This window comes from Lysinibacillus irui, assembly GCF_028877475.1.
Taxonomy (GTDB): Bacteria; Bacillota; Bacilli; order Bacillales_A; family Planococcaceae; genus Lysinibacillus; species Lysinibacillus irui.
Genome location: NZ_CP113527.1, coordinates 1,097,300 through 1,120,898, shown reverse-complemented (window position 1 = coordinate 1,120,898; position 23,599 = coordinate 1,097,300). Strand labels below are relative to the sequence as shown.

Sequence of the window (23,599 nt, the reverse complement as noted above, 5' to 3'; positions counted from 1 at the left end):
TCCTATTCTCCCTTCTTACTACATTACCCGTTTGAACATTTTTTCCACTTCATACGATGTAAAGTGAATAAGCACTGGACGTCCATGTGGGCATGTAAATGGATTATCTGCATTGCGTAAATCTCGCAGCAATGTTTCCATTTGTTCTTTTGTTAGAAAATGATTGGCTTTAATCGATTTTTTACAGCTCATCATGATGGCTGCTGCTTCACGTAACTTTTTGACATCAGCCTTTTTCGTTGTCAGCACTTGTTCAATTAAATCCTCGATGATTTCCTGTTCATCCCCTTGTGGGAACCAACTTGGGTGCTCACGGACAACGAAAGATGACTGTCCAAATTCCTCTAAAAATACACCTACAGCTTCTAACTCTTGCTTATGTTCTCGTAAAATAAGTGCCTCATCGGCAGCATAGTGGAATGTTAGTGGGAGCAGTAATGCCTGACGTTCATGTGGATTGACCTGACCAACCTTTTCACGGAAAAACTCATATTTAATCCGTTCTTGTGCAGCATGCTGATCAATTAAATAAAAACCATCCTCCATTTGTGCAACAATGTATGTGCCATGGATTTGTCCTACTACTTCCAGTTCGGGAAACGGTTCTTTCGTTGGCTCATCCTCTAATACTTCTTGTTGTTCTACAATGCTTACCTCTTCAACCTCATTAGTCTCTATTTGAGGGGCTGGCTGCCAATTATCCTTATCCCCCACAACATCAGGAATAGGCTCTGGCTCAACTGACTGTTGATTATTTTCTTGAATAGTTTGTACATCGTACAGTTTTTCTACGATTGCATTCATCTTCTCAACATCTATCTTGGGCGCAGGTTTCCAAATATTTAATTGCTCCGTCACAGGTTTGACGCTTTTTTCCTTCTTCTCCATTTGTGGAACGCGAATAACACTGCGAATTTTTTCTCGAATGGTTTCTTCTATTAATTTCAAAAGCTCTGGCTCTTTACTTAAACGAATCTGATGCTTCGCAGGATGCACATTGACATCTGTTAAATATGGATCACCTTCAATGTAGAGGACAACGATTGGAAAACGCTCGATAGGTAAATACGTATGGTAGGCATCTACAATTGCTTTTTGTACTAAATAATGCTTAACCCAGCGACCATTAACAAATAAGGACATATAATTTTTAGATGCACGTGTTACCTCTGGCAAGGTTACAAAGCCAAAAATTCGATAGTCATGTGACTCTCCCTGGAACGACACCATTTTCTTGGCATTATGTATACCATAGATAGCAGCAAGAACTTGTTGCACATCTCCTCGTCCATTCGTTTGCAATAATTGTTGACCATTATGCAGTAATCTGAACGCAATTTGAGGATTACTAAGCGCGAGGCGATTCATCAAGTCTATTGTATGCCCTAGTTCAGTTTGAATAGTTTTCATATATTTTAAGCGAGCGGGTGTGTTAAAGAAGAGCTGTGAAACTGTTAAATCCGTTCCTTTACGTAAGGGACCAGGCTTATGTGTTAGAATATGTCCCCCTTCAAGCTCTAAATGTGTTCCAGATTCCCCATTCGATGTAATTAATGTCATTTTAGAAACAGAAGCAATCGATGCCAATGCTTCTCCACGGAACCCCAATGTACGAATACGGAATAAATCATGTTCCTGATGAATTTTACTAGTAGCATGGCGAGAGAATGACATTAAGGCATCCTCTTCATCCATACCGCCACCATTATCAATTACCTGAATAGAAGTAAGACCCGCTTCTAGTAAAAACACATCAATGGACGTACTTCCAGCATCAATAGCATTTTCAACTAACTCTTTGACAACAGAAGCTGGCCTTTCTACCACTTCTCCTGCTGCGATTTTATTGGATAGCCACTCGTCCATAATTTGTATGTTTCCCACTAACGAATCACTCCTTTATTTTTTGGCGTTAATAAGCTCTTGCTGTAGTTCATATAAAATATTCATTGCCTGCATTGGTGAAGTTCCTAAAATATTTACTTTTTCTAATTTTTTTAGCACCTCTGCCTCAGCTGGCAAAATTGATTCCTCCTCAGCAAATAAGGACATTTGCACGGGTTGTTCGGCTATTTCCTGTTTTTCGGCTACTACTTCTTTACCTGCTTCAAAATTCTCTAGCAATACACGTGCCCTCGCTAAAATTTCCTCTGGTAATTGCGCAAGCTGCGCCACATGAATACCGTAGGATTTATCAGCAGCTCCTTTTTTTACCTTATGCAAAAAGACAACCGTCCCATTTTTTTCTGTGGCTGAGACATGTACATTTTGTAAACGAGGTAAATCCTTTTCAAGTGCTGTTAACTCATGATAATGCGTAGAAAATAACGTATTGGCTCCGATTTTGTCATGAATATATTCCATCATTGACTGGGCCAAACTCATACCATCATACGTCGATGTTCCACGCCCAATTTCATCAAATAGCATCAGGCTATTTTTCGTTGCGTGCATAATGGCATGCTGGGATTCAAGCATCTCGACCATAAATGTGGATTGTCCTGCTGCTAAATCATCAGCCGCCCCAATTCGAGTAAAAATTTGATCGGTAATCGGTAGCTTCGCTTTTTCAGCAGGTACATAGCAGCCCATTTGCGCCATCACAACAATCAAGGCAACTTGACGCATGTAGGTACTTTTACCAGACATATTTGGCCCTGTAATGAGCATCATATTGTTCTGCTCTTCTAACACACAATCATTTGGTACATACATTTGTTTATTTAACATTTTTTCAACAACGGGATGTCTGCCTTCGATAATTTCTAAGGCACGTCCACCATGAAATTCTGGTTTCGTAAAACGATACTTTTCTGAAACACTTGCAAAGCTTAGTAAAACATCTAGCTCGCTAATGCTTGCTGCGAGTGCTTGGACACGGGGAATATATGCTTTTAATGCATCTCGAATTTCCACAAACAGATTGTACTCTAAAGTTAAGCTTTCTTCCTCAGCATTTAAAATTAACGCCTCTTTTTCTTTTAGCTCTTGGGTAATATAGCGCTCTGCATTAGCTAGTGTTTGTTTACGCTCATAGCGAGTTAAATCCGCTAAATGGATATTGGATTTTGTAATTTCAATATAGTAACCAAAAATTCGATTATAGCCTATTTTTAAATTCTTAATACCCGTTTTCATCCGCTCTTCTTGTTCAAGCTGAGCAATCCAATCCTTGCCATTACGAGCAGCATAGCGAAGCTCATCTAGTCGTTCATTAAAGCCATCACGGATGACGTCTCCTTCTTTAATGGTAATAGGCGGATTATCTGTGATTGCCTTTGCTAACAGTGCCTCAACATCTGTACATGTATCGAGTGCTAGACCCAATCGGTGAAGCGTTTCCTTGTCTGCATCCAGCAATTGTTGCTGGATGGTTGGTACCTGGCGTAGTGAATCACGCAATTGAGCTAAATCACGTCCACCCACATTACCAAAAGCAACACGACCGGCCAAGCGTTCTAAATCATATACTTGTTTTAAGGCTGTTTGCAGCTCTGTTCGCACAAAATATGCTTCCAATAAATCGGTTACAATCTCTAATCTTGCTTCTATAGCTGATCGAGTGGCAAGTGGTTGATGAAGCCATTGCTTTAATTTACGCCCACCCATCGCCGTTACAGTATCATCAAGCAGCCATAAAAGTGTCCCTTTCTGGTCTCCGCCACGAATCGATTGAATCAGCTCTAAATTTCGTTTAGAACTAGAATCAATTCGTAAATAATTTTTTATTTCATTAAATGTGAATGCTTGAATATGTGATAAGGAACGCATTTGTGTTTGGTCAATATAAGCTAACAAACGCAGACATGCAATTTGTAATGGTTGTGGGACCGCTTCTAAATAGCTTGCTGCTTGATCGATCGGCATTTCATTAGTTTCAACTGAAAGCACAATTCCCGCATTGACGGCATGCTCTGCTAACAATAGTTGTAAACTATCAGTCACAATAAGCTCCCGAATGCCGTAAGCTTGCATTTGCATTAAAAGAGCTTTTCCATCGCCTTCTATAGAAGAAGCAACTGCTTCGCCTGTTGATAAATCTAAATAAGCATAGCCAAAAGTTGTGTCATCCAATTGCTCTGCTGCTCCAATAAAATGGTTAGATTTACCGTCAAGCGCCTTACCTTCCATAATGGTACCTGGTGTGATCAATTGAACGACCTCCCGTTTTACCACACCTTTTGCTTGCTTTGGATCTTCTGTTTGTTCACAAATCGCCACTTTATACCCTTTTTGTACAAGTGTTTCAATATAATTTTTAGCCGAGTGATGAGGCACCCCACACATGGGTATTCGCTCTTTTGCCCCTGCATCTCGGCTCGTTAATGTAATTTCTAAAATTTGTGAGGCATTAATGGCATCCTCAAAAAACATTTCATAAAAGTCGCCTAATCTAAAAAATAAAAAGGCATCTTTGTAATCTTCTTTAACCTGTAGATACTGTTGCATCATTGGTGTATATGTTGTCATATAAATATTTACCTCGCTCTTGCCTAATAGATATTTTTATTATAACAAAAGATACATGCGAAACGCTTGATTCACCTTTTTTAAGATGCTAGCGTTCCGCATGTATCAAAAAATGATGTTTTCTAGATTTATCTTGGTCGTTCATCAGGAAACGATGAAGACTCTAACACATACCTACCTTCACCATCAGAGCTCGAAGATGAGCTTGAACTTGAGCTTGAGCTTGATGACGATGATGATGAGCTTTCATCATTAAAGTTCCAATCTTCCTCATAGTCTAATGGATGGACACTAATACAAATTGTTGTTTCACCCATTACTTCAACTACTACTTCACGTTCTACTACAATTTCAAACTTTGTACCACATGGAGAGATGACCGCTTCAATACAATTTGGTTCTTGTAACACCCGTACTCGAACATCCTCACCAACGCTAATCTCGCCTTCTCGGTAGTGAAGCTTCACTTTGTCTTTATAGTGAACTGTTTCGGAAAACACAGCTGTCTTCGAATGGTTACTATACGCATACCATACATTGACATCAAATTTCCCTGTTACTTCAACAAATTTCCCGACTCTTTTTGCAGAGCACGTATGATTGATAACCCAGCATCCTAAAATACTTGTCGGTTTATTTGTTGGTGATAATGTGACACGTTCTTCCGTTCTCTTCTTCCCTTTGGCAACTACTGCTTTCGTCACGATTTGTCGTAAACGTTTCAGCGCAATTCCTCCTTCGACTCTTTTCACTCCATCATATGCAGGTAGCGCCCATTGGGTGAACATATATTTTTAGAGAATGTAATGGTTCGGCAAGATTCTTTTCCATGAGATGTCTACTATAGGATAGAGTCCTTCTATAGAAGAAGACATAAAAAAGCTCGAATGCTGTCATTCGAGCTTTCATTTCTATGATTTTTTAAGAACAGCTACCTGGCTGAGAGTTTTCTACGTATGAACCTGTTTCACCGCGAAGTACATCGCCACCTGTTGAGCGAATAATTTCATTTGTTACATTATTAGCAATTGTATTCGAAACAAGTTGCAATAAATCGTTCACATCGCCTTGTGATTCTTTAAATTGTTGCACAACTGGGATGTCATTAATTTCTTCTTCAATTTTAGCGATTTTATCTTCAATCATTTTCAATGCTTTTTCTTTTCCTAAGTGTTGGAAATTAACAGCTTGTTTTTGTAAGCTTTTTAAACTTGCAATACGTTCACGTACTTGTTGATTTTCATTAATTTGTGCCTCTGCCTTTTTAAAGAATTCAACCTCTGGCGTATTCGCAATCATATGTGCAATTTCATGTGATTTTTTAATTAAATCTTCTTTTGTATATAAGACTTGTGTCATTTACGCTTCCACCTTTTCATTTTTTACGACTTCTACAAATTCACCAGTAAGCGAATAAGAGGTAGCCTCTATTATTTTAACTTTTACTAATTGACCAATTACTTCAGCTGGCGCTTTAAAGTTAACCAGACGATTTTTTCGCGTATAGCCAGCTAAGACATCATCGCGTTTTTTACTTGTACCTTCAACTAGAACTTCGACTATCTCACCTTTTAATCGTTCCAATGCTTTGCGAGAGTATTCACCCACTACTTCATTTAAACGTTGAAGGCGCTCTTTTTTGACCTCTTCGGGTACATTGTCAATCATTTTAGCCGCTGGTGTTCCCTCACGAGGAGAATAAATATACGTAAATGCTGCCTCAAAGCCCACTTCACGATATAACGACAATGTTTCCTCGAATTGCTCCTCTGTTTCATTTGGGTAGCCAACAATAATATCTGTCGTTAAGGTAACTTCAGGTATTGCGGCTTTAATTTTGTCTACTAATCCAAGGAAATGCTCACGTGTATATTTACGAGCCATAATTTTTAGAACTTCATTAGACCCAGATTGTACAGGTAAATGAATATGTTCCACTAAGTTCCCGCGTTTTGCAAGCACTTCGATTAAATGGTCATCGAAATCACGCGGATGACTTGTTGTAAAACGGATACGTGGGATATCGATCTTTCTTAATTCATCCATCAAATCACCGAGGCGATAATCGATATCTTCAAAATCCTTCCCGTAAGCGTTGACATTTTGCCCCAGAAGCATAATTTCTTTATAGCCTGCAGCCGCTAAATCACGAACTTCAGCAATGATTTCTTCTGGACGTCGACTACGTTCTTTACCACGTGTGTAGGGAACGATACAATACGTACAGAATTTATCGCAACCGTACATAATATTAACCCAAGCTTTAATAGAACCAAGTCGCTTTTTCGGCAGATTTTCAATGACATCGCCTTCTTTTGACCAAACCTCTACAACCATTTCCTTCGACATATAGGCTTCTTTAAGTATGTTTGGTAAACGATGAATATTGTGCGTACCAAATACCATATCGACGTGTGGATAGCTTCTTAAAATTTTGTTGACAACCGATTCCTCTTGCGACATACAGCCACAAACCCCAATCAGCATTTCTGGGTTTTTACGTTTATATTTTAGTAGGAAACCTAGTTCTCCAAATACTTTATTTTCTGCATTTTCACGAATAGCACATGTATTCAGTAAGACAACGTCAGCCTCTTTAATCGCCTCTGTTGGTGTGTAGCCAAGCTGCATAAAAATCCCGGCCATTACTTCTGTATCATGCTCATTCATTTGGCAGCCATAAGTACGAATGTAGAAAGTACGATCTTTACCCATGCCTGCAAATTCCTCGGCAATGCTGAAATCCTTATGGTATTTAACATCTTCTTTTCCACGTTTTTTAGCATCTTTTAAGGAAGGAGCTGTAAAGACCCTCTCAAAATATTTACTATAATCCTTTTCAGGCTTGTCTTCTTTTTTTGGTTGATTGACCTGTTGATTAGCTAAGCGTTGTTCCTCATTCATCGCAATCAGGTAACTCCTTTCAAACGAAATCCATGCACTTGAATTTCCATTTTACTATTATACTGAATAGTTGATACTTCCTACAAGGTTTGCGCCTCAAATGTCGGGGATTCGACTTAATTACAGCAAGTTGGAAGTATCTATCCATCCGTTTTAACGTTCTATCTTTTAAATTTTAAGTGCTATCCTGCAGTTAAGACGTTCAATCCTGTTATTCACTTATTTAATCAATCACTTTCATGAAAGTACTTGTGATACTTTACATGTAAGTATCGATTATACAATTTCAGCTTGATCCATCGCTTGATATTTACATCTTTTTTATAAAGCAATGCATCCGTATATCGTCCTTCTTTCATTAAACGCTTTGCTTCTATTTTTAATTTTTCATTCCGCATGTATTTTAATAAAGTTTTGGGTGGAAGGAGTGACCATATATGCTTTGTCTGGACATACGTTCGTTCATGATGTATGCCAAGTAAGTAGTCATCCACCATATACTGCATTAAATTATAACCGCTTGCTGTCACATAGTGACTTGAAGCCCCTGCACGTAAATTCATTTCAAATAGCTTGTATACTCCGACTTTGGCATCATATTTCATATCGAAATTAGCAAAACCGCTATAGCCTATGTCCTCTAAAAAGTGCCGGATGGACTCCATTAGCTGTTCATCGTAATCAGTCATAACAGCTAAAGAAATACCTTTATTCTGTGGGGATGGATCTTCAAGCAGCTTGTTGCTGATACACATTAATTTGACTTTGTGATCTCTTCCTACAAAAACATCTAGTACACGGATAGAAGAATCATCGCCTGGAATAAATTCTTGTACTATCAAGGCATCTTGATAGCTAGAACGATAAATAGATTGAATAATATGCTGCATCTCAGCGGCATCCTGCACAAAAAAAATTTTTTTCTTTTCTGGAAAAGAACAATTCGTATAGGCCACTGGATTAGAGGGTTTAATGATAACTGGATACTGGAAAGGGAGTTTACCCGGTAGGTGCTGTTTAGTTATAATGATGGTTTGGGGATAGTTTAATTGATACTGATCACAAAGCTGATAAAATTTTTCCTTCGTTTGCACCCTCTTAAGCAAAGTTTGATCAATATAAGGTAAAATAAAATATTTTTCAAGCTGTACTTTATTTTCAATGATAAGCTCTGCGTAATAGCAGTCACAAACGATTAAAATCAATTTCTTCTGTTGATACTGCAGTGCTACTCCGATTAAAGCTTGTACAAAGTAGGCAGGCTCATCTAAGTTCTCTACATATTGAAACTCCAATATACTGCTATTTTGTGTGGCAACGCCTTGTGAGCCGCCTAATAGGAGCGTACGAATATTTCTATCCTTTACAGCAGGCTCAATAACAAGACTTTTGATACGATAGGCTTCATAAAAGGAGCGGGCTACTCCATAGGCATGCTGACCCGATTGGATAATAATAGGCAAAAAGGGTTGTTCATTAATGAATGTCAATTTGACTCGCCTCACATATTAAATTGAATTTAATCATTTGTATGCAAGCTCCATTGTACTTATGTAACACAATTAAAAGGCACTCTGAAACTTAAGTGCCTTTTACTCTCACCATAAATCTAGCCATTTTTTGACCCGTTGCTCAAAGGCAACCACCGATTGAACACCGTAACTCCTTAGCAATTCTGTATTGGCAAATGTATATTTACCTAAATCATCAGGAAAATGGGCGTCAGAGGACACTGTAAAAGCAACTCCATGGTTCAGTAGGGTTTGTAAAAAATGAGGGCCAGGACACATTTCCTTTACAGGATAACGATAATACAGCCCAGCATTAATTTCAGTAGCAGTTTGCGTTGACGTAAGCGCTTGAGCAATACGTTTATACCAAGCCTCATTAAATTCATGATTCTCCACTTGATAATTAAACACTTTAAAATTGTCAAGATGGGCAACAAAATCAAACATATTGGAAAGAATCATGTTCTCAACCGTTGTAAAAAATTCCTCGTAACTTTGTTGTAAAGCAGATTGATCCATTTGCTCAAAAACATATTGTGTTTGAGGATTATCAAAGCCCCAGCCATCAACAAAATGGACAGAACCGATGACATAATCCCAAGGATAATCATTTAGCAAGGCCGTTAATTCTTCCTCCCCGCCGACAAAATAATCAGCCTCAATACCAAGCCTTAAAGCGATGCCCTGTTGGCGCCATTTCTCCTTTGCCTGCTGGATGGTACTAACAAAATCAGTTATATTTTCTGTCATAACACGTTCTAGCCAATATCGCTGGATTTGACCTATTTCACTATCATCCAGCCGCATAAAGCGCTCGAAATAGGCACGCGTTTCTTGAAAACGATATAAATGATCCACAATGCCTACTTCACGTAAGCCAAGCTTTTTTGCTTGTTCAAGATATAAATCTAACCACTCCTCGCTATAACAGCCACCTTGTACTCGCTTTGCTAGTCGCTGTAGTTGATCGGTCATATGTGCCTTCGAACCTTTATCTATCGCATCATGTTGATGGAAAAAATCTAATGCTTGTGATGTACGCTCTAGCCAGCGAAATGAATAAGGTCCTTCTTCTAAATGCACATGATAATCTATTGTCATCCGCTATTCCCTCCATTACATACCGTCCATTTTTCCTCATAATCCTGCCATTCTATTGGACAAGTGCTTTCACACAGAATTTCTGTACAATCTTCTAGATGACAGATTTGAAAAAATGATTTCCCATCCATCTTAGATGCATCGGCTAATAAATAACTTAATTTACTATGCTTGAGCATCTTTTTAGAAACTAGAGATTCATCTAAATCGTAATCATAAACAATGCCATCACTAATACCACCACAAGATAAGAAGGCTTTATCAAAATTCATATTATCTAGCATTTCTAATGTCATAGCACCCGCGACTGAAGATTGTTTAGGATTTGTCGTACCTCCTAGTAATATGACCTTGCCCGTCATACGTCGCTCTTCAATGGCTAAATTAAATTGAATAGCTGCCGCGATCGAGTTGGTTACAACAGTTATATCATCGACAGCTAGTAAGAAATCGGCCATATGAACTGTTGTTGTCCCTGTATCAACTGCAATGGTATCGCCATCGCAAATGCGTTTGGCAGCTATACGAGCAATTTGGCGCTTTGCTTCTTTTTGCATTTGTAGCTTGCGTAAAAAAGCAGGCTCATTTCGAACGTTGGTGTATTTAATAGCTCCACCATGAACCCTTGTTAGTAAATGCTGCTGCTCTAATTCATCAAAATCACGGCGAATTGTTTCTGGTGCCACTTGAAGGGCATCGGCAATATTTGCAACGATTATTTTTCCCTCTATATCTAATTGTTTTAAAATAAATTCAAATCTCTCAAGTTTTGCGTACGTCATAATAGGGCAATCACATCTTCTTTTGCGACATAACACGTATAGGATTTGCCCATTTCAAGCGAATACCCTTGTTGATGGAGTTGTTCCATTGTAAATGTGGTTTCTCCATCAAATGTAGTTCGAATAATATTGCCACTCATTAATGATTGCTTCGCTATCCCCGATAGACATAAATCCCCCTCTCTTTTTTCAAGATGCAGGGCTTCTGGTCGAATGGCAAATTTGGTGGATTGCTCTGCTAAAGTTTTTCCAAGCATTTTCTCTAATGACTTGCGAGTAAAGATATTGTAATGCCCTATAAAGCCAGCAATAAATTCATTAGTCGGTCTTGTATAAATCTCTGTCGGTGTACCATTTTGGGCTATGTTACCATGATTCATCACGAATATTCGGTCTGAAACAGCCATTGCCTCCTCCTGATCATGCGTGACTAAAATCATCGTCATATTGAGTTTTCGTTGAATTGTTCTTAAGTCAGCTTGCAGCTTCTTGCGAATTTGCGCATCTAGCGCACTAAGCGGCTCATCTAAGAGAAGTACTTTGGGACGAACAATTAAGGCTCGTGCAAGAGCAACCCGTTGCTGTTGTCCACCAGATAATTCTTTTGGGTAGGCATGGGCTTTTTCACTTAAATGAACAAGTGATAGCATTTCTTGAACTCGTTTATCCATTTCAGCAGCAGCAACTTTTTGCATACGTAAACCAAAGGCAACATTTTCTTGCACAGTCATATTTGGAAAGAGCGCATAGGATTGAAAGACCATGCCCACTTGACGATCCTTCGGTTGCACACCAGTCATATCTTTTCCTTCAATAGAAATCTTACCTTTAGTTGCGTCTGTTAAGCCTGCGACAATTCGTAAAATGGTACTCTTCCCACAGCCACTTGGCCCTAACAATGTAATGAATTCACCCTTTTTAATTTCCATAGTAATATTTGTTAAAACGGCTGATTGCCCATATTTTTTATGAAGTCCTTCAATAACAAGATAACTCATAGATTTGTAGCACCTTTCGTTCTTTTCGTTACTATCGCAATGACAAAAGTTAATAGACCCATCAGCACGATATAAATGAAAACAATTGCACTAGCAATATGTCCACTTGTGCTAAGCTTTTTCATTAAGTAAATCTGAACTGTTTCAAAGCGAGAACCAACCACAAGATTAATCAAGACAAATTCACCAAATAAGACAGAGAAGGATAACAATGCCCCTGCAAATAAACCTGGATAAACAGTAGGCAATAAAACTTTTGTAAATGCTTGCTTTTTAGAAGCGCCAAGTAATTGGGCTGCATCAAGTAGCTGCCTAGCATCTATATTTCGTAAACTATTTCGTGTTCCTTGATAGATATAAGGGAGAATCCCAACAACATAGGCTCCTAAAACAACAAAAATCATCGGTATACCAAATTGGCTATAAACACGAATAAGCCCTACTGCTAAAATAATTCCTGGGAAAGAATAGACCATAACCACTGCCATTTGTATCCATTTTTCGTATGTAGGAAAGTATAGAACAATGACGAAAATGGCTGGCACAATGACAAGGAGTGCAATACTTACAGCGCCACTGGCTAATAGTACAGAACGTCCAAATGCCTGAATAAAATCAGTGTCTTGAAACAACGTAGAAAGCCATTTTAATGTCAACCCCTCTGGTAGTATAGTTTTGTTCCATTTTGACGCAAAGGCATAGAGCATGGTTGCTAGCACAGGTAATAGTAAATACCCCACTAACAGGAGGAAAAATAAATCGGCCAAGCCTCGCTTTTTCATTTAAGTTTCCTCCTTGTTTTTGAGATGCTCCACTCACTAATTAGCATAGCAGTGACCATTGTTACAGCGAGAATGACCGCTATCGCACTTGCTAGCTCTGGTTGAGCAAAGATATCCCCTTTTATTAATGAACCAATACGAATCGCAACGAGGTTATAATTACTGCTTGTTAGTGCATAGGCAGAAGCATACGCACCCATCGCATTGGCGAACAACACACTAAATGTTCCAACAATACCTGGTAGCATAATAGGTAGACCAATCTTCATCCAAAACTGCCAACTAGATGCGCCTAGTAAGGCAGCGGCTTCCTTCCAATGTTGCTGAATCCCATCATAAATGGGATATAACAGCATGAGTGATAACGGAAGCTGAAAGTAAATGTAGATTAATAATAAACCACCCCAACTATAAAGAGAGAAGGACGATAGTACATCGATATCCCATTTTTCAAATAATAGGGTAAATAGCCCGCTATTTCCGAGTAAAACGATAAAAGCAAATGCAAGCGGAATACCCGAAAAATTCGAAGTTAAATTTGATAAAATTAAAATTTTCTCCCTTACTGGTTCAGAAAATTTCATCATGGCATAGACCGCGAACAATGTGACAATTAGCGCAATCAAGGCAGAGATAATGGATAATGTAATACTATTTTTAAAACCTTGTAAAATATAGTCATTCGTAAAAATGGCTTCATATTGCATCAACGTAAAGCCTTCACTATTTTGAAAGCTTGTTATGAGCATATAAAATAACGGAACAAAGAAAAACAATAATAGTAAGACAAGAAAAGGCGAAAGCCAGGCAATGGATTGCCGCTTCGATATCAACACAATCACTTCTTTCTATAAATTACTTGCGGCTTAGGGGGATAATAGCCGCTCCTGTTAAAGTGGAGCGACTATTATTGTTTAAACTTCTTTTGCTGTAAACACACCTTCTAGTAGGAGTGGTACCATACCTTCAGCAGGCTCAATAGCTAATAAATGACAGCATAATGGTGCAATTTGTAATTGCGAAATAATCCCTTCTTTAATACCAGCCTTTACAAAATCAGAAATGACAAACAGCGGGACATGTCGATCCTCATGGGTAGTTCCGCCATGATTGCCATCACTTGTCATACCATGATCAGCCGTAACGATGACCTCATAGCCTTGTGCCATACACTTAGGAATAAATAAGGAAAGTAATGCATCCATTGCTAAAACTCGATTGCGATATTGTGCGGAATCTGCCGTAAATTTATGACCATCATCATCAACATTCATTGGATGGATATAAAGAAAATCAGGCTGCTTTTGATCCATTAACCATGCTGCATCAGCAAATACATGACTATCAGGATAATGATCCTCGAAATAGAACAAACCATTTTCAATAGGTAACTGTTTATCAAGTTGTAATCTATCCTCCATATGGCTAAATGGCGCTCTATTGTATAGCTCACTTACCCAATAATAAGCAGAGGCTGCAGTGGACAAACCATGTTCCTTTGCGACATGAAAGACACTTTTTTGATTCGATATACGTACGGTCATATTGCTTGTAACTCCATGAACAATGGGGGGTGTCCCTGTTAAGATCGTCTCATATAAAGGTCTTGATAAGGATGGCACCTCTGAGCAAATTTTATAGCGAGCGGCCACCTTACGTTCGACTAGATGGTGCAAGAATCCCATATGTGTACAGGCCGTATCAAAACGTAGCGCATCGATCACAATGAGTACCACTTTGTTATTTTGCATGGATTAACACCTGCTCTTGATAGTATTGAGGAATTTGCTTTGTTGTTTCTTCCCATTTCTTTTGATCTTTTACTGGTTGAGCATTCGTATACATATCTGCTGGTAATAGTAGATCCCTTACATCCTGTGGTAACTCTACCTTTTCTCGAATTGGGCGTGCATAGCCCTTTGCTAAATTCTCTTGACCAGCATCGGATAAAATATATTCGCGAGCAAGCATGGCAGCATGTGGATTTTTTGCATACTTATTAATAATCGTTGCATAGCCAGAAGTAACAGATCCTTCCGATGGGATCACTACATCGAAACGTTCTTCATCAATTTGATGACGATACCCTAAGGCATTAAAATCCCATAAGATGGCGACATCAATTTCTCCTTTTTCTAAATTTGCTACGGATGGATCTCCTTGTAATCGACCTTGTTTTGCTAACTCAGCAAAAAAATCAATGCCAGGCTGGATATTCGATTCATCTCCCCCAAATGCCATTGCCGCAGCTAAAATAGCAAACTGAGCTTGATTTGCCGTTAAGGCATCCCCAATACTAACTGTGTAATCTCCTTTTTTCAGATCCTCCCAGGAAGTTGGAGGATTCTTCACATTATTTTTATCTGTTAAAAATGAAATGGTCCCCGTATAACCGACAATCCAGTGTCCTTCATCGTCCTTAGCCCAATCAGGTATTTCATCCCAGTACGAAGTTTTATATGGTAAGGTTAAGCCCTTGTCCTTAGCGATTGGACCAAAAGCGATGCCAACATCGCCAATATCTGCTGTAGCATCATCTTTCTCTGCTTCAAATTTCGCTAACTCTTCAGCACTCGACATATCCGTATCTTTGTGCTTTATGCTATATTCGGCTCCAAGCTCTTCCCAAGTTTCCACCCAGTTCGCCCATGTATCTGGCATACCAACGGAATTAACAGTACCCTCTTCCTTCGCTTTCTCCGTAATTTCCTCAAGCGATAAATCTTTGCTTACCTCATTTGCACTAGATGAACTGTCAGAACAAGCTGCTAACATGGAAATTGTTAATGCACCAATTAGACCTTTTTTCCACCACTTTTGAATTGCCATGTGTTGGACCTCCATTTGTTTTTGTTTATTTTTATTTGCTTACAAACGTAATGGTATAAAACAAACATTAAGCAAGTATGGAGTGCATTAAAATATTTAGTAAAAATTATTGAGAAATTATAAAAATCTTTAAATTTAAAATAGCAAAATCCATTTATAAAACCAGTTCTCCTGCTTTAATTTCCTTATAATAAATAAAACCCACACATTTTGAGGAAAATAATCAAAATGTGTGAGTTTTTTAGATAAATTTATGGTTTCGACAGCAATCAAAATATTAAGCATTGAACAGAATAGAAATGAATATAGAAATTTTTAAGTCGACTATATGTGTTAAGCTCTAATTCATTTTACCTTTTAAAAAATTGGTACCATGGAACACCTACAAAGAAAACAGCAAACAATAAAATAAGAAAATCATGGGCTTGTACCCCATTTGAAAAAAGTATTAGCACTATAACTATAAATGCCAATATTCTAAGTAAACCTAATTTTTTCATGGAACCCACCATTCTTTTCTAATTTAATAAGAACAGTACAATAAAAACCCGAAAAATTACCAAGCTTACACAAAATTGGACGTATTGAAAAGTAAAATCACATACAATTTCAGACTATGACAGATAGCCGAAATAATTCCTTACTCGAATGTAACGACAGGGATGAAATATTTATTGTGTTGATTAGTTGGAGAGACCTAAGAAATCTGCATATGTATGCGGCTCATGTTCCTTTAGAATTGTTAAAAATGTAAATGCTAGCTGCACAACTGACCACCATCTCATATTGTAGGACAGCTCAAATCGAGAAGGCTCTAACGTAAAAACATCCTGAAAAATAGCGAGTGGCTCGATTTGCTCATCCTTTAGAATGGATAAAAAGCCCAGAAATAATGTATGATCCTTTACTTCAATCAATTTATCATCTACAAGAGCATCTATTTTTTCAGGCTGCTGAAAATTGCACTGTGTGGCTACATAAAGTTCTAAATCCTGTGCACGCTTTCTTTCTTCACGTTCCTTTTTCTTTGCAATAAAATCAATGACGTTATTCACGGTCATCGCCTCTTTTTTTTCTTTTATTGTAGCATTGTTTAGACAAACATTGCCTGTACTGGCCTCTGCTTTTTTTGGGGAGCTCTTAATAATTTAACAGAGGCTTAGATGGAATACACGCGGAAGCCTGGTCTTTGTGGACAAGTATGATTTACAACCCTGACGTTGGAATTGTGATTGTCACTTTTCCTCCACCCGTTATCGAACTATTAGCTAGCGTCAATGTTCCACCATGTTTTTGAATAATCGATTCTACAATGTAAAGCCCCATCCCATGATGTTTTGCAGAATTCCTACTTGGATCCCCTCGATAAAATTGCTTGGTTGCTTCTTTTATATCTTTCGATGAAAAACCTGGACCACTATCTGTCACAGTAAAATGAACAAAGTTTAATTCTCCAGCAACCGATAAAGTGACTTTGCTATTATTGGGTGTATATTCAACAGCATTAACAATCACATTTAAAAGAGCCCGATAAAAGAGTTCCTCCTCTATCATCAAAACAGCAGGCAATTTATCTTTCACTACATCTACTTCGAGTCTTTTTTCCAAAGCAAGAGCCTTCATTTGTTGTTCTATCTTATGAACAAAGGAATCTAATTCTACATTTGTTTTTGCATTCACAACATGTTGTTCCATCTTCGATATGTCCATTAATTGCTTTGTGAATTTTTCTATTTCAATGGTATTTTTTAATATATAACGATTATATTCTTTTTGTATATCATCTTGAACAGTATCTTGTAAAAGCTCCGCATTTCCCCGAATAATGGTAAGAGGTGTTTTCAAATCATGGGCAAGTGCAGAAATTTGTTCTCTTCGCGACCTCTCTGCCTCCCATTGTTGTGTTAATGAACGATTTAATGCTTCCTTCATTTGCTCAAAAGAGAGTGCAATATCATCTATTTCTCTAATACCAGAAGGTTTTAAATGAAAATCCAAATTTTGATTTTGGATTTTTTCAATGGCCACTTGTAAGCCCGACATTTTCCGTTTAAGCCTTCTGCCGAAATGAACTGCAAGCACTGTTGCCTGCAAAATTACTCCTAAAATAAATAACAGTAACACTGTTAGTTGAGGGTTGGGTAAGTACTTTCTTATTATAGTGGAGCGATACTCGGGAACTAAACTATAGCGTAGAATACACACTTCCTGTTCTCGTTCAATAAATGTATAAAACCTAGAGCTACTCTGCCTCTCCCCCTTTTGCTGCAAATGAAAAGCATGGAGAGCCTCTTTTTCTGTTAAATTGCCAGAAAGATATTTCCCTTGATTGGATATAACAGCGTAGTCTACAAGATCAGGAATCATATTGTCTGTAACTAAACTGCTTGAAGCAATATGATCTTTCACCTTAGTAATCTGAGTTTCTGCATAATTTGCTGGCAAAATGATATTAGCCGAAAAGGCAAACATAAATAGACCCATTAGCAGCGCCCCTAATAAAATAATCCCTATGCAAAGAAATAATAAATACCTAAGGAAAAATGTATGAAGACGTGTTCCTTTCCTCGGTTTTATTGACTCCATTTATATCCAATCCCCCAAACCGTGTTAATGACATCTATGTCAAAAGTATGTAGCTTTGAGCGGATATTTTTAATATGTTCTGTTATCGCCGTACTATCACTTTTGCCATCAAATCCAAAAATCGTTTCGTATATTTGTTCTTTTGAAAAAACTTGTCCCCGATTACGTGCTAAAAATTCACATATCTCATACTCACTTTTAGTTAGCATGACTCGCTCATTATGAACAAAAAGCTCTTTACCTGAAAGATTAAAATGCACATTATCGATATAAAGAATGCTCCGTTTCTCTCTTCTTTCACGTCGAATATGGGCATTGACCCTTGCACGTAGCTCCCCAATGCCAAAGGGTTTGGTTAAATAATCATCTGCACCTAATCCAAGACCATACATAACATCTTCCTCTAGCGATTTAGCAGTAAGAAAAAGAATCGGACAATCCACTGCATGGCGAATTTGTCCGCATAGTGTAAAGCCATCAATAGCAGGCATCATCACATCGAGCAAAATTAAATCGAAGATACCTAGATCTAGCTTAGCAACTTCTGTTGGTTCGGATACAATTGTTACTAAATGATCATCTGTTCGAAGTGAATTTTTAATCAACATTAAAATATCTTCCTCATCATCAACTACTAATATATTCGCCATAACTAACCCTCAAATCCATTCCTAATGTTCTGATGCTCTGCCTTCCCATTTCCAAAACCATAGACACGACAGTATAAAGGTCACTAATATGCCTCCTATACAAGCTATGATACCATGACGCAAGCTAGCCTCGAGCAATGTTATATCCATTCCTACAGACTTTATGATCCATAAGGAAATGAAGTGCCCGCTCCATCCATAAGGTAAAAATGGCCAAATACTATCTCCTAAGCCTGTAAGCAGTAAAGCAACCAAAAGAGCTTCTACTATACCAAGTCCAATTGAAGCTCCTTTTCCAAATTGGAGACTAACAAATAAATGTAATATATATATAATGACATGACTGCCGAACAGAATACATGCAGCCATACTATAAAATGAATAATCAAAATGTACTTCATGTAATAGTTCTATAAAGCCTATACTAAAAATTGCTATAGAAAGAAAAATAGCTCCAAGGCTAAAGAGCAATAACAGTAACAGTTTAGCCATGTATGTCATGATTTTTCTGTTCGTTGTAGCCAGCATTACCTGAAAATGACCTGCGTTTGCCTCCTGTTCAGATGCCATAGCACACACCAATCCTATAATAATAGGTAAACCACACGCTAATCCCTGAAAATATGCTGTTACCTTTCCTTGAAAATCCCATGGTGAATAAGTGTAGTAGGCTAAAAAGATCCCTGAAATAATGAGGGGGACCAGTAGATGTGTGAGTAAAAAAGGTGTTCTTTTTGTTTTAAGACATTCTGCTCTTAATAATCGTAACATGACCATCAGCTATTTCGCCTCCCTATTTTGAAACCACTTTGCAGTCAGGAAGCTAATCATTATAAATAAAGCTAAGGCAATTAGTAAGCCTGGAAGTATAACACTATTATTGAATAATGGGCTTCCTTCTGGAACTGGCAAACCATTTGGTAATATGCCAAGTGTTGAACATAATAAACGTGCTCCAATTGCAAATGGATAAGAATACCACAAATCCCCGTCTGCAAAAGCAACAATCCCAATGATATTAGCTACTAAATTTATCAAAATAGCTAAATAGGTGCCTAATTTAGCTGCTAAGAAAAGACATAAGGGAATTTGCCACAAAAACGTAAGAAAAATGATGAGAGCACTCAGTAAACTACTTGTTAGAGGTAAACTATGATTGAAAAGCAAACCTCCTGCTGTGATTCCTATAAAGAAAATAATCGTAATTAGTAGTAACCATAAACTTGTTGCAAGTATTTTTGCAAGCCAGATTTTTTTCAGGTTAAGTGGTAATGCAAGTAAACTATGATATTTCATTTTTTTATCTTTTTCCACCACTAAAGCACAGCAGATCGTCAAAGCTCCTGGCAAAAGCATGGAGTACCACCAGTTATAAGCACCTGTTTGAAAGAAAGTCCCACCCATAAGTACAGCACTTAAAAGTAATGTCATAATGGGCGTAAGCCAAAGTAATTTTGGGATAAAAGATCGCTTCCATTTTAATTGTTCTGCTTTTATAATTGCTATCATGTTAATGGCCTGCCTTTCTATTAGCAGACACAACCTGCATAAATAAAGATTCTAATTCCTGTCCCTGTGGTGCCATTCCCTGATAGCCCAATTTGCCATCAGCAATAATGCCAATGTCATCAACGACTTGTTCCACCTCAGACAGTATATGACTAGATAATATAACTGTGATGCCCTGGGCAGGAAATGAGCGAATAAGCTTCCGTAGATCTTGAATTCCAATTGGATCTAGCCCATTCGTCGGTTCATCTAAAATTAATAGCTTTGGTTTGTTTAACAGCGCAATGGCTATTCCCAATCTTTGTTTCATACCTAAGGAAAACTGGCCAGCCCGTTTCTTTCCCGTATTTGTTAAATCTACAATTTCTAATACTTCTTCAATACGATTTTGCGGTAGACCTAACGCTACCGTTCGAACTTTTAAATTTTCTTTTGCTGTTAAATTTTCATATAGAGGGGGGGTTTCAATTAAGACACCGATGTCTTGTAAATCATTTCGTGTCCATGGACGCCCATTAAAAATGATTTCCCCTGCATTAGGCTGTAGCATGCCAGTAATCATCTTTAATGTTGTTGACTTCCCTGCTCCGTTAGGTCCGAGCAAACCATAAACGGTATTTCGTTGGATTTCTAAAGATAAATTGTCCACAATTGTTTGACCTTTAAAAGCTTTATAAAGATTTTCCGTTTTCAAAATCAATTCTTTCATAAGTAGTCATCATCCTTTCGATGACCTTAGTATAAAAAATAAATATAAGGATTTTATAAGGATTCCAAATTCAGTTTTATAAATAGCGAAACAAAAAAAGCATTTGGAAATGACATCATTCCAAATGCTTTGCCTGTATATTTTACATAAACTCTTTTACTAATTCATTAAAATCATTTTCACTCATTTTGATATCGATATCTGTTAATGGTAACTCAGAGTAGCCAGGTACTTTTTGCTGATACGATGTTGTTTCTGTATCATGATAAATAATACCTGTTACTAAGCCCTCATGTTCCATTACTGTACGCATCGCCATTCCACGATCTGAGTGATCATAGCCTTCCACATCTGCTAGTTTTGTTAAGTTTTCTTTAAACCAATCATATGTGTTCACTTTGTTGTACGTTACACAAGGTGAGAAGACATTGATAAATGAGAAGCCTTTATGGTTAATACCAGCTTCAATTAAAGCTGTTAATTCTTTAATATCTGTAGAGAAACCTTGTGCCACAAATGTAGCACCACTTGTTAATGCTACCTCTAACGGTTTTAATGATGGCTCAATCGCTCCACCTGGTGTAGATTTCGTAATAAATCCGGCAGCAGAACGTGGAGATGTTTGACCTTTTGTTAAGCCATAGATTTGGTTATCCATTACAATATAAGTGATATCGATATTACGGCGGATCGCATGAATTGTATGCCCCATACCGATAGCAAATCCATCACCATCACCACCTGAAGCGATGACATGTAAATCACGATTGGCCATTTTTAATCCTTGTGCAATTGGAAGTGCACGGCCATGGATACCATGGAATCCATAAGAATTAATATAGCCTGAGATACGACCTGAACAACCAATTCCAGAAATGACAGCCAGTTCATTTGGTTCAATGCCGACATTTGCAGCAGCACGTTGAATAGCTGCTTGTACGGAGAAGTCTCCACAACCTGGGCACCAATTTGGCTTCACTGTATTACGAAAATCCTTAAATGTTGCCATTAGCGAGTCAACTCCTTCACACGATTTTCTAATTCACCTGGCAAGAATGGTGTACCATTGTATTTAGTAATTGTTGCAATCTTCTCATGACCACCAATATTCATCTTCATAATATTAGCTAGTTGACCAGTATAGTTATTTTCGACAACAATCACTTTTTTCGCTTTTGCTACAAGAGGAGCCATTTCCGCAGATGGGAATGGGTGAATTAAGCGAATATGTGCATGATTTACCTTCATTCCTTGCGCATTTAATCGTTCTTGCACTTCTTCAATAGCACCCCTTGTTGAGTTAAAGCCTACTAATAAAATCTCAGCTTCCTCATGTGGGGCATTGACATATACTGGGTTATCAAATTTTAATTTAGCTAACTTACGGAAACGTTTATCCATTTGCGTTTGGCGATTACCCGTTGCTTCAGATGGCTTACCTGTTTCATCATGTTCAACACCCGTAACGTGGTGAATACCATGTAATTTACCTGGTAATACACGAGGTGAAATGCCATCTTCTGTATCTTCATAGCGTTTGAAGTAGGCTTTATCTGCCGCTTCTTCCAATTCGTCTGTAACTATTTTCCCTCGACGAATTTCGATTTTATTGTAATCGAACGGTTCTACAGATTGTTTCCCTAGTGACAATTGTAAATCTGTCATTAAGATAACTGGTAATTGTAGTTCCTCTGCAATATTAAATGCTTGGATTGTATCAAAGAATGCTTCCTCCATAGTAGAAGGTGCGATGACTACTTTAGGAATTTCACCATGTGTTCCGTAAAGCATAGCCATTAGGTCTGATTGCTCTTGCTTTGTTGGTAATCCCGTTGAAGGACCTCCACGTTGTGTATCGACTACTACTAATGGTTGCTCTGTCATACCTGAAAGACCTATTGCTTCCATCATTAATGAAAGACCAGGACCTGCAGAAGCAGTAAAGGAACGTACACCACCAAAGTTAGCACCAATAGCCATCGTAGCTGCAGCAATCTCATCTTCCGTTTGGATGACTGTCCCGCCGAATTTCGGTAATTTTTTAATCAAGTATTCCATAATTTCAGAAGCTGGCGTAATTGGATATGCAGCCATAAAGCGTGTCCCAGCAGCTAATGCACCAAGCGCCACAGCGTCGTTCCCAATCATAAACATACGACGTTTACCATCTGCAGGTGCAAGCTCCCATTCACCTACACGATCACCTAAAAGCTCATTCATAATTTGGCGACCACGTGTAATGGCTTCCATATTTTTTTGAACGACCTCTTCGCCCTTCTTACCAAAAATATCATCAACAACATTTTGGAACACGGCATCCTCTAAATTTAGTAATGACGCGGTAGATCCTATTGCCACCATATTTTTCATTAACGAAGTACCAAGTTCTGCTGCGATTTCAGTGAATGGTACAGCAAATAAAGGTGCCTTTGAATCTTCTGGTTTAACAGGATCAAATTTCGCATCTGCTAAAATAACACCGTTCTCTGTAAGCTCTTTATAATTGACATCGATTGTTTCTTGATCGAATGCCACTAAAATATCTAAATCATCCGCAATTGCACGTACTTCTGTTGGACGAACTGTAATTTTATTATTCGTATGGCCACCTTTAATTCGAGAAGAGAAGTGACGATAACCGTATAGGAAATAACCTAGACGATTCATTGCCATTGAGAAAATCTCACCTGTACTCTCAATCCCTTCACCCTGTTGCCCACCGACTTTCCATGAAAGCTGATGTAACATGTCAACAACTCCTTAAATCC

The 23,599-nt window shown here is 38.1% G+C and carries 21 protein-coding genes; all 21 read right to left on the bottom strand.

Going from position 1 to position 23,599, the window contains the following annotated elements; all coding sequences use genetic code 11:
* Positions 1-18: 18 nt before the first annotated feature.
* Entirely contained in the window at positions 19-1,884 is a 1,866-nt protein-coding gene (gene mutL, locus OU989_RS05285; protein WP_274796074.1) for a DNA mismatch repair endonuclease MutL, read from the bottom strand.
* Between the two features lie 15 nt (positions 1,885-1,899).
* Entirely contained in the window at positions 1,900-4,470 is a 2,571-nt protein-coding gene (mutS, locus tag OU989_RS05280; RefSeq protein WP_274796073.1) for a DNA mismatch repair protein MutS, read from the bottom strand.
* 128 nt (positions 4,471-4,598) lie between these two features.
* Positions 4,599-5,258 (bottom strand): outer spore coat protein CotE, encoded by a 660-nt coding sequence (gene cotE / locus OU989_RS05275; RefSeq protein WP_274796072.1) that lies wholly within the window; start codon positions 5,256-5,258, stop codon positions 4,599-4,601.
* A 133-nt stretch (positions 5,259-5,391) separates the two neighbouring features.
* Entirely contained in the window at positions 5,392-5,829 is a 438-nt protein-coding gene (locus OU989_RS05270; RefSeq protein ID WP_274796071.1) for a YlbF/YmcA family competence regulator, read from the bottom strand.
* Positions 5,830-7,374 (bottom strand): tRNA (N6-isopentenyl adenosine(37)-C2)-methylthiotransferase MiaB, encoded by a 1,545-nt coding sequence (gene miaB / locus OU989_RS05265; RefSeq protein WP_274796070.1) that lies wholly within the window; start codon positions 7,372-7,374, stop codon positions 5,830-5,832.
* Between the two features lie 227 nt (positions 7,375-7,601).
* On the bottom strand, positions 7,602-8,864 hold the full coding sequence (locus OU989_RS05260; RefSeq protein WP_274796069.1) for a carboxylate--amine ligase: 1,263 nt from the start codon (positions 8,862-8,864) through the stop codon (positions 7,602-7,604).
* Positions 8,865-8,972: 108 nt separating this feature from the next.
* Entirely contained in the window at positions 8,973-9,986 is a 1,014-nt protein-coding gene (locus OU989_RS05255; RefSeq protein WP_274796068.1) for a histidinol phosphate phosphatase domain-containing protein, read from the bottom strand.
* Entirely contained in the window at positions 9,983-10,768 is a 786-nt protein-coding gene (locus tag OU989_RS05250) for a DeoR/GlpR family DNA-binding transcription regulator (protein ID WP_274796067.1), read from the bottom strand. Before OU989_RS05250 ends, OU989_RS05255 begins: the two co-directional genes overlap by 4 nt.
* Positions 10,765-11,766 carry an ABC transporter ATP-binding protein gene (locus tag OU989_RS05245; protein WP_274796066.1) on the bottom strand — a complete coding sequence of 334 codons (1,002 nt, stop codon included), beginning with the start codon at positions 11,764-11,766 and terminating at the stop codon, positions 10,765-10,767. The genes OU989_RS05250 and OU989_RS05245 overlap by 4 nt, the downstream gene beginning before the upstream one ends.
* Positions 11,763-12,548, bottom strand: coding sequence for an ABC transporter permease (locus OU989_RS05240; RefSeq protein WP_274796065.1), 786 nt, complete (start codon positions 12,546-12,548; stop codon positions 11,763-11,765). The genes OU989_RS05245 and OU989_RS05240 overlap by 4 nt, the downstream gene beginning before the upstream one ends.
* Complete coding sequence (locus OU989_RS05235) at positions 12,545-13,390, bottom strand: ABC transporter permease (protein ID WP_274796064.1); 846 nt, start codon at positions 13,388-13,390, stop codon at positions 12,545-12,547. The genes OU989_RS05240 and OU989_RS05235 overlap by 4 nt, the downstream gene beginning before the upstream one ends.
* A 72-nt stretch (positions 13,391-13,462) precedes the next feature.
* On the bottom strand, positions 13,463-14,299 hold the full coding sequence (locus OU989_RS05230) for an alkaline phosphatase family protein (RefSeq protein ID WP_274796063.1): 837 nt from the start codon (positions 14,297-14,299) through the stop codon (positions 13,463-13,465).
* Entirely contained in the window at positions 14,289-15,377 is a 1,089-nt protein-coding gene (locus tag OU989_RS05225; protein ID WP_274796062.1) for an ABC transporter substrate-binding protein, read from the bottom strand. The genes OU989_RS05230 and OU989_RS05225 overlap by 11 nt, the downstream gene beginning before the upstream one ends.
* 683 nt (positions 15,378-16,060) lie before the next feature.
* Positions 16,061-16,438 carry a 2-oxoglutarate ferredoxin oxidoreductase subunit beta gene (locus OU989_RS05220; protein ID WP_274796061.1) on the bottom strand — a complete coding sequence of 126 codons (378 nt, stop codon included), beginning with the start codon at positions 16,436-16,438 and terminating at the stop codon, positions 16,061-16,063.
* Between the two features lie 145 nt (positions 16,439-16,583).
* Positions 16,584-17,861 carry a sensor histidine kinase gene (locus tag OU989_RS05215; protein WP_274796060.1) on the bottom strand — a complete coding sequence of 426 codons (1,278 nt, stop codon included), beginning with the start codon at positions 17,859-17,861 and terminating at the stop codon, positions 16,584-16,586.
* Between the two features lie 89 nt (positions 17,862-17,950).
* Positions 17,951-18,613: a response regulator transcription factor gene (locus tag OU989_RS05210; protein WP_274796059.1), complete on the bottom strand. Its 663-nt coding sequence runs from the start codon at positions 18,611-18,613 to the stop codon at positions 17,951-17,953.
* Positions 18,614-18,634: 21 nt separating this feature from the next.
* The gene (locus tag OU989_RS05205) at positions 18,635-19,390 is read right to left on the bottom strand and encodes a lantibiotic immunity ABC transporter MutG family permease subunit (RefSeq protein WP_274796058.1); all 756 of its coding nucleotides are present in this window, start codon (positions 19,388-19,390) and stop codon (positions 18,635-18,637) included.
* 3 nt (positions 19,391-19,393) lie between these two features.
* A complete protein-coding gene (locus OU989_RS05200; protein WP_274796057.1) occupies positions 19,394-20,122 on the bottom strand; it encodes a lantibiotic immunity ABC transporter MutE/EpiE family permease subunit in 729 nt (242 codons plus the stop codon).
* 1 nt (position 20,123) lies between these two features.
* Positions 20,124-20,831, bottom strand: coding sequence for a lantibiotic protection ABC transporter ATP-binding protein (locus tag OU989_RS05195; protein ID WP_274796056.1), 708 nt, complete (start codon positions 20,829-20,831; stop codon positions 20,124-20,126).
* A 142-nt stretch (positions 20,832-20,973) separates the two neighbouring features.
* Positions 20,974-21,840 (bottom strand): 2-oxoacid:ferredoxin oxidoreductase subunit beta, encoded by an 867-nt coding sequence (locus OU989_RS05190; protein ID WP_274796055.1) that lies wholly within the window; start codon positions 21,838-21,840, stop codon positions 20,974-20,976.
* A complete protein-coding gene (locus OU989_RS05185) occupies positions 21,840-23,579 on the bottom strand; it encodes a 2-oxoacid:acceptor oxidoreductase subunit alpha (protein WP_274796054.1) in 1,740 nt (579 codons plus the stop codon). The genes OU989_RS05190 and OU989_RS05185 overlap by 1 nt, the downstream gene beginning before the upstream one ends.
* Between the last annotated feature and the right edge of the window lie 20 nt (positions 23,580-23,599).